Source organism: Polaromonas sp. P1_H6 (genome assembly GCF_056405195.1).
Genome location: NZ_JBFUCN010000004.1, coordinates 258158 through 272231 on the forward strand (window position 1 = coordinate 258158; position 14074 = coordinate 272231).

Consider the following 14074-nt stretch of genomic DNA (forward strand, 5'->3'; position numbering starts at 1 on the left):
TCATGCTCCCTGCATCGCATGCAGATGCGCGTACTGCCCGCCCGGAACGGTCAGCAGTTCTTCGTGCGAGCCCTGCTCGACGATCTGCCCTTTGTCGACGACGATGATGCGGTCGGCATCGCGCACGGTGGAGAGGCGATGGGCGATAACGAGCACCGTGCGGCCGGCGCAAATCGCCCGCATGTTGTCCTTGAGGATGCGTTCGGACTCATAGTCCAGCGCACTGGTGGCTTCGTCAAAAATCAGGATGCGCGGGTTGCTGATGAGTGCGCGAGCGATGGCGATGCGCTGGCGTTGGCCGCCCGACAGAGTGGCACCGTGCTCGCCCACCAGGGTGTCGTAGGCTTCGGGCAGTTCGATGATGAATTCATGGGCGCCTGCGAGTTTGGCGGCGTCAATGACGGCCTCCAGCGGAAGCCCGGTGTTGACCAGCGCGATGTTGTCGCGGATGCTGCGGTTGAACAGCATGTTCTCCTGCAGCACCACGCCGAGCTGGCGGCGTATGGTGGTGGCGTCGGTGGTGGCAAGATCCACACCGTCTATCAGCACACGCCCCTGGTCGGGCAGATACATGCGCTGTACCAGCTTGGTCAACGTGCTCTTGCCGGAGCCCGAGCGGCCGACGATGCCGATGACTTCGCCCGCGGCGGCGCGAAAGCTGATGCCGCGCAGCACCTGTGGCGCATCGGGGCGGTAGCGGAAGGTCACGGCGTCGAATTCGATGGTGCCTTCGATGGCGGGCATGGCGCTTTTGTTGCCGGCGATCTCGGGCCGGGTGTTCAGGATATCGCCCAGGCGCTGCATGGAGATGCCGACCTGCTGGAATTCCGTCCACAGCTGCGCGAGGCGGATCACGGGCGACGCGACGTAACCTGCAAGCATGTTGAAGGCGATGAGCTGCCCGACTGAAAGCTTGCCTTCCATGACCAGTTGGGCGCCCAGCCAGATGGTGGCCACGGTGACCAGCTTGCTGACCAGCGACACGCCGTTGTTGGCCAGGGTGCCTATGGTGGCGGTGCGAAAACCAGCGGAGACATAGGCGGCGAGCTGCCTGTCCCATTTTTGAGACCATTGCGGTTGCACGGCCATCGACTTGACGGTATCTATGCCGCCTATGGTTTCGACCAGGAAGGCCTGGTTTTCGGCGCCACGGTTGAATTTTTCGTTAAGCCGCGTACGCAGGAGCGGCGTGAACAGCACCGAAAGCAGCGCATAGCAGGGCAGCGACACCGCCACCACCAGCGTCAGCCAGACGCTGTAATACAGCATGACCGCGAGGAACACCACGGAAAACATCAAATCGAGCACCACCGTGATGGCGTTCCCGGTCAGGAATGAGCGTATGGTTTCCAGTTCACGGATGCGGGCGACGGAATCACCCACGCGCCTGGCGGTGAAGTAGGCCATGGGAAGGCCGATCAAATGCCTGAAAAGGCGGGCACCCAGTTCCACGTCGATGCGGCTGGAGGTGTGAGCAAACACATAGCTGCGCAAGCCGGTGAGCACCACGTCGAACACCGAGATGACCAGCAGGCCTATGCAGACGACGTGCAGGGTGGTCAAGCCGTTATGCACCAGCACCTTGTCCATCACCACCTGGAAAAACAAGGGCGTGACGAGCATGAAAAACTGGAGCACAAAAGATACGAGCAGCACTTCAAGCAAGGGGCGCCGGTATTTGACGACAGCGGGAATGAACCAGCTGAAGTCGAATTTGGCAAGTTCGCCCGCCAGCGAGGCGCGGGAGGTCACCTGGATCAGGTCGCCCGACCAGCGCTCATCAAGTGCCGCCCTGTCGACAACTTGCGGCCCTTGGGCCGCGGGATCCTGGATCAGGGCCTTGTCCTCATCGATCCGCGCGATGATGAAAAACCCGCCGTCCTTTCCGGCAGCGATGGCCGGCAGGACGGCCATTGCCAAGCGGTCGGGAGAGGGGCGCCTGCGCGCGGCCGACAGGCCCAGGCTTTTGGCGACATTGAGAAGGTCGACAATGTCCAGGGCCCGACCGTCGCGGCTGAATTCGTGGCGCAGTTTTTCCGGATCCGCCGCCACTGCGTGAAACTGGGAAAGCATCACGAGGCAAGCGAGCCCGGTGTCCAGCGACGCGGATGCCTGCAGTTCCATGCCCTGCCCTGAAGCCCCGGGCTGCGGTTCGCCCGATGGCGAAACTGTCGTAAATGTGTCCATTGACTGCCCAATTTTTCGTGCCGTTGGCTAGCACTCCGTCGATTCAACGCCCCGTGCCTCGTCGCACTTGAGTCGGCTGCAACCTAAGGGTTTTGCTTCTCTCAGGTTTTCTTGTTATTTCACAAACCAAATGGTCGATTCACCTCAGGTGAATAGTTTTTTGCTTGTACTTTTCGCCGGGTCAAGCTTAGTAGTGGGACAGAAAAATTCGGCGCGGGATTGTCTTCTTGCGGGCAGTTTTATGACGTTTTCTTACGTTTTCTACGCGTCGTTTTCGCCTGTCGAATGCCGGCCGGTCGGGAATGAGGAACGCCCTCGCGGCCGGATGCGGTCAAGTGCATGGAAAAGGAGAAACCCCGCGCGCGCATCCGTTCGCGGGGAGGCAATGCCGCGGCGGAAAGCCGCGTGACCCGGTACCCGTGTTGGCGCCGAAGCCAGGAAAGCCTCAGGGCAAGGCGGCGTCCTGTATCAGCATGATGAGCTCTTCCAGCGTGGGCTTGGTGATGTTCATGCGGGCCTGGCGGTGCTTGCGGGAAAAGCGCAACCAGGTCTCCAGCGAACGCAACTCCAGCATGCCGTAGTTGACACGCAACCAGCCGGCCGCCACAAGGTGGTGCACGGCTTCCGAGAAAACGCTGCGCGACACACCGCAGACGGACGCGATGACGGTTTGTTTGACCGGAATCTCCACGGACGTTCCTTCGAGCCCGTGCGTGGGGGGCCGCGAGGAGTTGTAATACAGCGCTTCAGCAAACAGCGCCAGGCCCATGACCACCCGCAGCGGCGGGCTGCCCTGCTTCATGAGCACGATCATTTCCGAATGCTGCCGGCTGCGCCATGCCATCAGCAGGGCAATGTAGCGGGAAAACTCCGGTTCATCCTGGAATGCCCCGAGCGCATCGGTGGCCGGCACACACACCGCACGAACCGGGGTGAGGCACACATAGTCCAGGCACGAGGGATAGCGGTTGAGCATGGGCTCTTCGCCAAACCAGGTGCGCGGGCCGTAAATGTTGACCTGGATGCAGCCACCCTCTTGCAAGGGCACGCTGGCCCCCACCAGGCCGGAGACGATATAGGTCCAGGCGGCGACCTGGCCGCCCTTCGGCCAGATGACATCGCCGGCATCGAATGCGGTCATTTTCACGCGGGACAGCATTTGAAGCGCGCAGCGCTCGCCAATGCCCAGGCCCGTCAGCAACTGATAAATATAGGCGCCAGACATTCCTACCCCTTTAACACCGGGCAGTCCCGGCAAAGCACTTTGCGGCTTTTTGGTTTCACACAGAACACGGATCAGAACAGTGCCTTGGTCGGCAAAGGAGGCATGGGCGTCGTATCGACCCATGTCACGGAGCGATATTGGGGAGCGCGGCTTTTTTGCGGCGTTGCGGATGCGCGGCCGGGCATGAAACGCAACAGCTCATTCAGAGCCGTCACACGCGGCAGCAGCGGCAAGGAAAGCACCGGATCCCGCCGCCCCGTGAGCACAATGGTTTCAGCGTTGCACTCGTCAACCAGGGATTTGAGCTGCCTCCAGTCCAGGCGCGCCGCGTTGATGAGGGCCATATCTGGGCAGGACCGGGTATTGGAGCCGTCGGCCCGCCACTCGGCCCAATGTATGGTGTCGCCTTTGCGGGGACCCATCTGCGCCCTGAGTGCCTGGACCACCGCATCGTCATCCGGCAGGAATTGATTGAGTTCAATAAAGTACATCATGGATAGCGATCTCCCTGAAAGGCTGGCCGGTTCACATGCAGCCATCGGCAGCCATCGATGGCGATCACCGGGAGGTGAACAATCAAGCATAGGCCGCTCAAAAACAATTGGGCGAAACATTGTCCGCAGGAAGGCAATCTCCGTGGGTTTTTGAAAATTGACGTCCCGCGATCGACGGGCTTGCGCCTGATCGTTGGCGGTGAACAGGCCAGGCCGCGCCTCTTGCGGGGATGGAAGGTATCGCGAAGATGGGGCCGTATGCTGCAGGCTGTCTCAGGAGCGCCCGCCGCGGCATTCATGCAGCCGCCAGAAAGCGCTGCATGCCGTAGGGCGCGGCATCGAAGGGCAAGGTTGCGCCATTCAGTTGTGTCGCCAGCAGGCGGTCCGTGGCCGGGGCCGTGGTGACACCTGGGCTTTCATGGCCGATGGCCAGGCACAAGGTGCCGCAGGTGGTGAAGGCGCAATCGGCACTCACGGGCGTATGCCCCAGGCGAAAGGATCGCCGTCCTCGACCAGCAGGGTTGCTTCGGCGCTCATGTGGGCGCGTCCACGCAAAGTTGGGATGACTTGGCCGTCCTCCAGGGAATAGCTAGCCTCGAAGCGGCTGCCGATGATGCTGGCCTGGCGCCAGATCTCACCGGGCGCGAGCTTGCCGTCGGCCGCCAGGCAGGCGATCTTCGCGCTGGTGCCGGTGCCGCAGGGCGAACGATCGTAGGCCTTGCCGGGGCACAGCACGAAGTTGCGGCTGTCGGCGCCCTCATCGTCGTCCGCGAACAGCTCGATGTGGTCGATCTCCGCGCCGCCGGCACCGGTGATGCCCTGTGCCGCGAGTGCTTCGCGCAGCGACACGCTGTAGGCGGTCAGGGCCTCCAGCTTGTCGCTGGCCACCCGCTGGCCGTGTTCGCTCGCCAGGAAAAACCAGTTTCCGCCCCAAGCCACATCGCCGTGCACCACGCCGTGGCCCGGCACGTCGACGGCCACCTGGTGCAGGTGCCGCCAGGCGGGCACATTGCGCACGCTCACCGAGCCGTCCTCATGCAGCGTGGCCGTGACCGTGCCGACCGGCGTTTCAATACGGTGCGCGCCGGGCGCGATCCGGCCCAGGTAGGCCAGCGAGGCCACCAGTCCTATGGTGCCGTGGCCGCACATGCCCAGATAGCCGGTGTTATTGAAGAAGATTACACCGGCTGCGCTGGCCGGGTCCACCGGCTTGCACAACAAGGCGCCCACCACCACGTCGCTACCGCGCGGCTCCAGCACAGCGGCGGCGCGCCAGTCGTCGTATTGCCGTGCCAGCAGTTCGCGCCGCTCGGCCATCCCGCCGGCGCCCAGGTCGGGAAAGCCATCCACCACCAGCCGGGTCGGTTCGCCACCGGTGTGGGAGTCAATTACCTTGATTCGTTTCATGTTTTTCATGTTGCAGGCCTGTGAAAGGTCCAGTGAGGTTCAGTGGGATGAGCTTACGTCTTCAGCCATCGGAAGTGACAGGTGTACCAGGCTCCAGCAGCAGCCCTGGAAAGCAGTGGCGGCCAGACAAAAGCGTGACGACGGAGAGGTGGGGACAGCGATTCTTAAAACAAAGGATTTAAATTCTCAAGATATAAATATATTAATGAGATATTTAAATTGACTTTATAGGGTATTAAGCATCTTGCCAAGCCGCCTTTTTTGCGCTGGGGTTGAGTCAAGAACCGCCGGGGTGGCCCCGCACCGGCCTCAGATTTCGATGGCGCGCCTGGCGAAGCCCGACTCCTCACCGGCTTGCGGCAGGGAAGTCTCGCGCCGGACAACGGTCCTTGGGAAAGCGCATGCACCCAGGACATGCAGCAGGTCTTCCTGCAGAAAAGAAGTGCCAAGGTACATCGGGCTGACGCGGGAAAGATGGTGGCGGAAATGGTCAAGCACAGCCCGCTGGCTGATGACCGGTATCACCAAGGTAGCAGGGAAGGCGGCCAATTGCGCCAGGAAGTTCTCCATGGCCTTGCCGCGTTCGCCGTGCGTGTGCCGTTCGCGCAGGCAGACAAACACCACGCGATGCCGGAAGGTCTCAAGCACCCATGGCGCGCCCATCAGCGCCGTGCTGTCCACACGCGTAACCAGCCTCGAGGCGGACAGCATTTTCAGGCGGCTTCGAAAGTCCTCGACGACGAGTTCGTGGAAATCCACCAACAGCACGCGAACACCAATTCCTCTGTGCAAGGCATTGAATTCAAAAGAATCTCTGGCACTCATAAGGGGTCCCCTGCTTCGCCGAGGCCGGGTGCGGGCTCACAGGATGTGAGCGGCATCACCGGGCAACGTCGCCGCAGTGTCTGCGAGAACGCCAGGATGTAAAGCCGACTTTGTCTGCGCACGGGCAAAGCTTGCTGGAAATGCTCTCTATTTATGTCTTGCCGCGCAACGGCCAGGGGGAGTCTTCGGGTGACTGGGTGAAGCGAGCGTTTGCATAAAGGCGCCCCTACAGGAATCGCCATGCTGATCAACAACAAATGTCCGCAGAAACACATTACCGGCTTGCCCGGTCCGGCCTGATTTTTACAATGGCCGGGACGCTCTGGCGTTCCTTGTTCTCATCCCAGACAAGGCTGCCTCAGGCAGTTCAAGCCCCTGCAGTGACCTCTTCTGCAGGGGCTTTTTTTCGCCTTCCGAAAAAACAGGCGACCGCTAGACCCTGTCCTTCCAGCGTCCCAGCTCCCACGAAGGCAGGCCCCGCAGGTCACCGACCTTGGCGCTCTGGAATTCCGCGAGCACGGGTTTCGCGCCCAGCCTGTCATAGGCCTGCTTGACCAGCGGCGCGGTCTTGACAAACACGCCCTTGACCTGCGCCCAGCTCAGCGGCTCCGCGATGATCTTGGCGCCGGCAATCATCTTGGACGTCGCCAGCAAAGACAGCGCATCGCCTTCGGTCGACCAGGCCCAGCCGCGGCGAAACACCACCTCGTCGCGGACCACCTTGGCGCCGTCCGCCGGGGAAAGCCCCCAGTAGGACTTCACCAGCTGTGATACGGCCGCCGGCTCCGACTCGCTGAGTACGCCCACCGCCTCCTGCTGCGCCAGCAAAAAAGCCAGCACGAGGTTCGGGTGTCTTTCCAGCAGGCTGTTGTGCACGATGCGAAATGATCGGTGCAGGTAGTAGCCGTCCGGATAAAAAGGCGAGTTCTTCACCGAAGGCAGCAGGATGCCCGCGCCCTTGCCTTCCGGCCCGTCGTAATGCGACTCCGTATACCCGTAGGAATTCATGATCGCCACCGTGCCCGTCGCCTGCGCCTTCAAAAAGGCCGGGTAGACGGCCAGCGTTGCATCCATTCCCGATGGCACCTGCGCCGCCTCGGGCAGCGTCGATATGTGCACCATGCGGATGCCGTGGGCAGCCGGGTCCGGGTTGCCCAGCTCGTAACGCAGGATCTGCGTGAACGCGTTGTACGGGTCAGCGCCCATCAGCGTGCCCACCGTCTTGCCCTTGAGGTCCTGCACATTGCGGATGGGCGAATCCTTGCGCGTGCACAGCAAAAAGCGCAGCCGCCCCTCCGCCACCGACACCAGGCTGAAAGGATGCTGCGCCACGATGGCGCGTATCGTCGGCGTGTTGCCCCACATCGCCATGTCGAGCTGGCCCGCGGCCAGGGCCTCCACCTGCGGCGCGGCCGCCGGGTAGCTGCGGTAGTCCACCGTCAGGTCGTAGCCGAACTCCGCCGCGTGTTTTTCAATCAGCCGCTTGCCTATCATGTACTGCGTAACCGGTGAGTTGCCCGCCGCCCAGGGCACCCAGCCGTAAGACATGGTGAACGGCCTGCCGGCCTGGGCGCGCGCCATGCTCCCGATAGTCGCCACCCCGAGCGAGGCGGCCAGGCCCGCGCCCCGGCGCAGCCAGTGCCTGCGCGTCGACATCGATGATCCACCGTTCATGGGAGACCTCTCTTTCAGCCTGAAGAACAAGAACGGCGACGAGGCCTATGCCTCCGCCACCGCCGCACCCAGCCGGCCCGGTTTGGTGTCCGGTTCGTGCACCACCCGCTCCACCAGTTCATACACTTCCTGCAGCTCGCCGCGCGGGCCCAGCGGGACCGTCGCCGCCAGCCGGAAGCGAAAATAGCGCGCCGCGGCCAGCGCCACCGATCGGCTGGCCGCGACACTCAGGCCCAGCGCGTTCGCCTGCCGTGCCAACGCGCGCGCGTTGTCCAGCGGCGCGCCCACCGCCGTGAAAGTCAGGTGGTCCCAGGTGCCGAAGTTGCCCACCGTGGCATTGCCGAAATCCAGGCCGAAGCACGGCGGCTTCACCGCCGCATTCAGTCCCTCGGCCAGCGCCTGCATGGCATCCACTGCCCGCAAAGCCGCCTCGCAGGCATAGCCCGCCGGGTTGGAAACATTCAGCGGCGTGTTCCACAGCGCCACCGCCGTGCAGCTTTCATAGCGGTCCATCATGCCCTTGCCCTGCGCCACCTCCACCGCGAATATCTGCAAATAATGCTCGGCATGCGGCGACCAGGTCACCGCCGTCGCGTGGTGCTCGTCCAGCGCCGCGCACAGCACCGCCAGCTCGCGCTGCTCCACGCCGGCTTGCGGCGTCAGCCGGTTGGCGATGAAATGTTTCACCAGCGGCCGCGGCACGTAGCGCGAGAAACCCTGCAGCGCGATGCGCGCCAGCGCCAGCGATTCCTGCAGGCGGCGCACTTCGGAAATGTCACTGTCCTGCGGGATGTCGCTGTCGAACTCGAACTCCCGGATGTGCTTGGCCGACCGCACCAGATTCCTCAAGGGCATCGCCAGCCGGTTCGCCATCCAGAACAGCATGGGCAGCAGCAGCAGCAGCCCGGCCACGCCCACCCCCAGCAGCATCCAGCGCATACGCCGCACCTGTGCCAGCAGCAGGTTCTGGTCCGACACCAGCGCCACATAGGCTTTGTGGCTGAACACGCCTTCCATCGGCATCACCACCGCCGCGAAACGCTGGCCCCCCGCGCCTTCGACCGAATGGATGGGTGTGTCCTGCGGCGCCCCCTGCTCCACCAGCTTGTGCAGCGAGCCGTACAAGGGGTCGCTCAAAGCCGACAGGCTCACCGGCGTGCCCGAACCCAGCAGGCGGCGCAGCCGGTCTGCCTGCGACCATCCCCAGACACGGCCCTGCGCGTCGAACAAAATCAGCTCGGCCCGGCTTTCCTCACCCCGCGCGCGCAAAAAATCCGACAAACCCCCGACCGTGAACATCGCCGCCGCCACACCGCCCCGGGGGCCACTCAGCGGTCGCGACAGCGCCATGCCGAACTCCTCCGGCACCTTCAGCACAAAAGGATCGGTCGCCTGGAAAGTGCCCAGGTTGAGGTCGCTCGCCCCGTGGTACCAGGGCCGCTCGCGCGGGTCGTAGCGCTCGCCCCAGGGCCGCCGCTCGCTCGCGATCGCCGTCATCTGCTGGTCGTAGAACACCCATTGCTCGACACGCTTTTGTTTCTCGTCCACACGTATGGTCTGCAGCGCGAAACGCGCCTCCGGCAGCGACTTGGCCCAGGCCCGATCACGCGCGGTGCGCAGCACCATGCTTTGCTGGAAACTGCCGTCCGGGTAGCCGAACACCAGCGAGCCGATCTGCGGATAGCGCTGCTGCATCGACATCTGCATGCGCAGCACCGAAATATCGTTGTCGCCTTCCAGCCCCGCATGCGGGTCGTTCGCCGTCGCCTCCAGCCAGGCGCGCGCCGGCTCCTGGAAACGCAGCAGCTGCTCCTGCGTGCGCCGGCCCAGCTGCTCCAGCTCGCGCTGCGCGCCGTCAAACACGATGCGGCTGGCCGCCAGCTCCGCCAGCGCCATCAGCGCCACCACCAGCACCGTGACAAGCGCGGCGTAAGTCCAGAACAGGTGGGCCCGAATCGACCTGGCGTGAAAGCTCAGCATCTTCATCACCGTTGTCTCCCTGCGGTGCGTGTTTGCACTGCAAGATACGCCTCGCTAATGGCTTTGACAAGGTGATTGATACTGCCTTTCGGGCGTGCGGCCCGGCTTGAACAGTTTGTGACGTTTGTCAGGAGGGCGGGGGGCTGCGGCGCCTCCTATAAATAGAGAAGTCGGGCCATCATGAAGCGACCCCTGCGCGGCGTATTTCAGCCCGAATAGGGTCTACGCTTTAGGACGCAGCCTCAGCGAAAGACTTTATGAGGCGCGTCACCTGGAGCCGACGCACTAACTGAATGTCACAAATCCCCTACGCCCACTGCATTCCAGGTCGGCGAGGCCCGACATAGTCGCCGCTTCGACTCACGAATATCGGCCAATTTCCAATAAGGGAATCGCCAAAATTTCCATTCAACACAAAGCTAGCAGACTGATAGGGAAAGTACCACCCTTCATCATCTTCTCGGATAAAGGAGTCGAGCAGAACATACGGCACCCCCTCCGGCTCGACAGATAGCCGCTCAAGGAATGCGGTCGCCAATTGGCTAGCGGTTAAGAAATCGATCTTCACGGTGTCCGTGACTTGTTGAATTGCGTTGAAGCCTGATCCAATCTTTCCCTCAACTCCTGATCCGTACTCTTTGGTCACGATGTAGTTTTCGCTTCTGGATTTCCCTGCTTTTAAACTAACAGAGCAGGGACTGCTTGGTTCAGGTTTGGATGGAAATTCGGTCTCAACCCGGCTCAGATTTCGATGGCACCCCACAGGTTCAGGTCAAATGTTGAATCGATTACTCGTTGCCTGGTGGCGGCAACGCGCTATCGGTGTCGTATTCCCGCATGAAGGGATACAGGTCTTCATATTTTTCCAGCGGTCGAGTCGGCAACCATTCTCTTGGAATGAGCGGCGTATCAAGCTCAAGTGCATAACCATGCCGCCATGCGATCTTGGCGTACATGGTGGCGTAGCACCCAATAAAGGCGCAGGGAAAAGCGAAGCTCTGCGCTTCAACTTTGTTTCGCGCTTTTGCACCTTTAGGGCTGGTTAGTTCGATCAGTGCTTCTCGCATACCTTCTATATTTCCCTGTGCAAGTGCGAGATAGAAGCGCTGATCAACTGCGAACAACTTCATTTTTACCGGAATATCTCGTAGAAATCGCTCGGCTCTTTCAGTCAAGTCCTTCCAGCGACCTTGCAAGGCCAATGTCATTTGAAAATGGCGATAGAAATGATCGTCGAGATTGTTGATCATTTTTAGCCCATCTGGAGAGGTAGGTTCCAGGCGCATGAACCAATCAATCAAAGGCGCGTGGTCACTCACTAAAGCGTAGAAATATTCACTCTCTCTCGTCATGCCGCGGGGCTCAAATTCCTTACTGTGAATGTAAAACAGCTTGGTAGCGATGTAGGCATGGCGTTTGAGGCTTTCAATGTCTTGCTGTGAAAACCATGCATGAATCGACTTGTATTCGTGGAAGCTACGTAAACCTTGCAGGCATCCTTGGCGGCTGCCTTGATTTTCAGCAATTAGTTTTGCACCTCTTGGAATTCCATCATGTCCGCCAATATTCCGAATCGAAATTTCGAGATTATTCAAAACGGTTGCCTGGTCGGACGTGTATTGCTGGAGCATAGAAAACCTTACTTGGGAATTAGTGAAACATTAGATGGCGATTTGTTAGATACAAGCACGGGAAACACAAGTAGTTGTCCGGTGCTGCGATTCACTCCACCGATAGCAGTCATTAAGGTGCCTCCGTCTCTAGCTACCTCGATCGCCGCAATGGCCGGTGAATTGGGGTTCTTTGCTCGAATTCTTTCAATTACTTCCCTAACCCAATCACTTGACATCTGATTAGTCCCACCTGCCCCCGCAGTGCTTAGTTTTACCGCACCGCTCTCAGCCAACTGCTTGCCATCCATAATGATAGTTACGGTACCATCCTTGCCCTGAAGCACAAGATCAAAGCCATTGTTGCTACCGTATTTTCCACCAGACAACACGGTCATACCTGTACGGGTGGCAACCGACTCCAACAGTTTCTCCGTCAGTACACCCTGGTTATCAGAGCTGTCCCTGATGAGGTTGGCCATCAGTTGCTCTTGCTTGGTCAATCCCGAGATGGCACACGCGCTCTCGCAGACTTTAGCTCCACTGATATATCCGCTAACAGTGCTGCTAGCTGCTTTGCCACCAAGAGCCTCGCCCATCGTTGCGACGGCTTTGATCGAACCAGGCGGCAAAACACTAGGAGCCACGCTGCCGCTCGCCAGCCCAGCGGCTACATCTGCAATCAGCAGGCAGGTGTCAGGTTTGAGGTTGCAGTACCCCGCGGGGCCACCCAGATTCACGAGCAAGGCTGCCTCCGCGATGGTGAGCCGCCCGGCAGATACCAACAGTTCGATGGCCACTGCACCGTACGCGACACCAATAACAGGGGCCAGCACCAGTGCTGCGGCTTTGATCGCCGTAGCGGTGCATTGATCCGGCTTGGCATTACAAAACGCAGCAACCTGCAAAGCACCGCTAACTTGCGCTCGGTAGGCGGGATCCCCGGCCAGGCGTTGGCCCAAGAATTGACCAAGGTCCGTCCTGTCAGCACCGCCAATTGGAAGGCTGTTGCTGCTGATCAGCTGGACCATCGTCTCCGTTCCGGTTGCAACATCTTTTCCAAGTTCGGCACAATTTTTTGTGACATCACAATTGGCGAGCGCGATGTTTTGTTTATCGCTGATTTTTTGGTACTTGGCGCGGATTTCCTGCGTCTGACTCGACGTGCAACCGCCGCGTTTGGCCTTGCAGTTGGCAATTTCGTTTGCAAATTCCTCCCACTGTTTGCTCGTCAGGTAATTATTGGTGACTTCGTTGAATGCCCCTGCGGCACCAGCCGTCCCGCCCAGCACCCCACCAATAGTCGAACTCAGGCCGGCGATCAGCGCGTCTCGCGCCGGCCCCGTAATGCCAAGGTCATCGATTGCTTTGCTCAGGTAAGGCGCCAAGGCCGTGCTTCCTGTCGCGCCTAAAGCACCCTCAACGCCACCGCCCAACGCACCAATGATCGAATGCCCTGCTATGCGGCAAGGGCCGTTCGCGCTCCAGCATGCCCGCTCTTCTTCATCCGTGGCATCCACCATCTTCTGGTTGGCATACTTGCCCCAGGCACTGGAGGCCTGCTGCCCAAATTCGGCCGTGATGGCCACTTGTGCATCGATCTCTTTTCGCACTCTTTCGGAATCAAAGATCTTCTGGATGCCGGTTTCGGCGTCGCCCGTTCTGACTGCGGCGTTTCCTGCGATACCCGAGATGCCAGATGAAGAAGTGCTGCTGACGCTGTCTTGGGTACTACCAATGCCGAATCCGCCACCGGGCGTGTAAATGGTGTTGCCCTTCGCATCTTGACCAGAGCCCGCGCTCACCGAAACGCTGTAACCACTGCCTTTGTACTCCGCACTGTTCTGAATATCGCTGATGCTGAGCGTGCCGCCGGTGCTGAAGCTATTCTTGTTGCCATCCACCGCCGCTTGCGTGCTGGCAATGACCGCGCCCTTGAGGTCAGTGTTGCCCGCCACATTGACCTGGAAGCCGCCATCCCCCGCCTTGACCCCGCTTTGCTGCACGACCGAGGCGTAGCTGCTGTCGATGTTGCTCTTGCTGGCGCTGATGCCGCCGCCGGTGACGCTGCCACCGCTCGCACTATCCTTTCCAAAGCTGATACTTGCGCCACTTGAGCTTTGCTTGCTGGTGTAGGTGCTGGTGTCTTGCAAGGAGGCGATGTTGAGGTTTCCGCCTACGTTGGCCTTGACGGTGTTGGCTGCCACCACCGCGCCTATCAGGTTGGTATCGCCGCCGCTGATGATGCTGGCGGTGTTGCCGGCATTGACCTGGGTGTTGGTGTAGCGGGTGTCGCTGCCGCTGCTGTTGCCCTGGCTTTGGCTTGCGCTCGCGCTGAAGCTGAAACTCTGCGAGATGAGGCCGTAGCTCACGCCCACGCTGCTGGAGCTTGAGCTGTTGCTGCTTTCCTGGCTGGCACTGCTCTGGCTGGCCAGCAGGTTGACCTTGTTGTCTGCGAGCAGGGTGACGTTGTTGCCGGCGGTCAGGTTTGCGCCTTGCGCCGTCAGGTTGCTGGCCTGGCCTGCGCCTGTGGCGACGATGGTCAGGTTCTTGCCTGCAGCGACGGTGCTGCCGGCGGCGCTGTTGCTTTGGCTGCTGCTTTTGCTTTCGCTTTCAGAAGTGCCGTAGCTGATGTTGATGGAGACGTCAGTTGCCGCATCCTTGTTGAAGTT

At 60.7% G+C, this 14074-nt stretch carries 11 protein-coding genes; all 11 read right to left on the bottom strand.

Features of this window, described 5'->3' with window-relative positions; translation table 11 throughout:
* A complete protein-coding gene (locus AC1D1F_RS06050) occupies nucleotides 1-2124 on the bottom strand; it encodes a type I secretion system permease/ATPase (RefSeq protein ID WP_477697106.1) in 2124 nt (707 codons plus the stop codon).
* 508 nt (nucleotides 2125-2632) lie between these two features.
* Nucleotides 2633-3412: a Crp/Fnr family transcriptional regulator gene (locus AC1D1F_RS06055; RefSeq protein WP_477676737.1), complete on the bottom strand. Its 780-nt coding sequence runs from the start codon at nucleotides 3410-3412 to the stop codon at nucleotides 2633-2635.
* 71 nt (nucleotides 3413-3483) lie between these two features.
* A complete protein-coding gene (locus AC1D1F_RS06060; RefSeq protein ID WP_477697105.1) occupies nucleotides 3484-3906 on the bottom strand; it encodes a hypothetical protein in 423 nt (140 codons plus the stop codon).
* A gap of 295 nt (nucleotides 3907-4201) precedes the next feature.
* Nucleotides 4202-4381 (bottom strand): hypothetical protein, encoded by a 180-nt coding sequence (locus AC1D1F_RS06065; protein WP_477676739.1) that lies wholly within the window; start codon nucleotides 4379-4381, stop codon nucleotides 4202-4204.
* Nucleotides 4378-5313 (bottom strand): 4-hydroxyproline epimerase, encoded by a 936-nt coding sequence (locus AC1D1F_RS06070; protein ID WP_477676740.1) that lies wholly within the window; start codon nucleotides 5311-5313, stop codon nucleotides 4378-4380. Before AC1D1F_RS06070 ends, AC1D1F_RS06065 begins: the two co-directional genes overlap by 4 nt.
* Before the next feature lie 309 nt (nucleotides 5314-5622).
* Complete coding sequence (locus tag AC1D1F_RS06075) at nucleotides 5623-6138, bottom strand: hypothetical protein (protein ID WP_477676741.1); 516 nt, start codon at nucleotides 6136-6138, stop codon at nucleotides 5623-5625.
* Nucleotides 6139-6570: 432 nt separating this feature from the next.
* The gene (locus tag AC1D1F_RS06080) at nucleotides 6571-7812 is read right to left on the bottom strand and encodes an ABC transporter substrate-binding protein (protein WP_477676742.1); all 1242 of its coding nucleotides are present in this window, start codon (nucleotides 7810-7812) and stop codon (nucleotides 6571-6573) included.
* Nucleotides 7813-7857: 45 nt separating this feature from the next.
* A complete protein-coding gene (locus AC1D1F_RS06085) occupies nucleotides 7858-9801 on the bottom strand; it encodes a hypothetical protein (RefSeq protein WP_477697450.1) in 1944 nt (647 codons plus the stop codon).
* 298 nt (nucleotides 9802-10099) lie between these two features.
* Nucleotides 10100-10438, bottom strand: coding sequence for a hypothetical protein (locus AC1D1F_RS06090; RefSeq protein ID WP_477676744.1), 339 nt, complete (start codon nucleotides 10436-10438; stop codon nucleotides 10100-10102).
* Nucleotides 10439-10580: 142 nt separating this feature from the next.
* Complete coding sequence (locus AC1D1F_RS06095; RefSeq protein WP_477697449.1) at nucleotides 10581-11423, bottom strand: Imm49 family immunity protein; 843 nt, start codon at nucleotides 11421-11423, stop codon at nucleotides 10581-10583.
* An 8-nt stretch (nucleotides 11424-11431) separates the two neighbouring features.
* On the bottom strand, nucleotides 11432-14074 hold a 2643-nt coding region (locus AC1D1F_RS06100), incomplete at its 5' end, for a hemagglutinin repeat-containing protein (protein WP_477700671.1).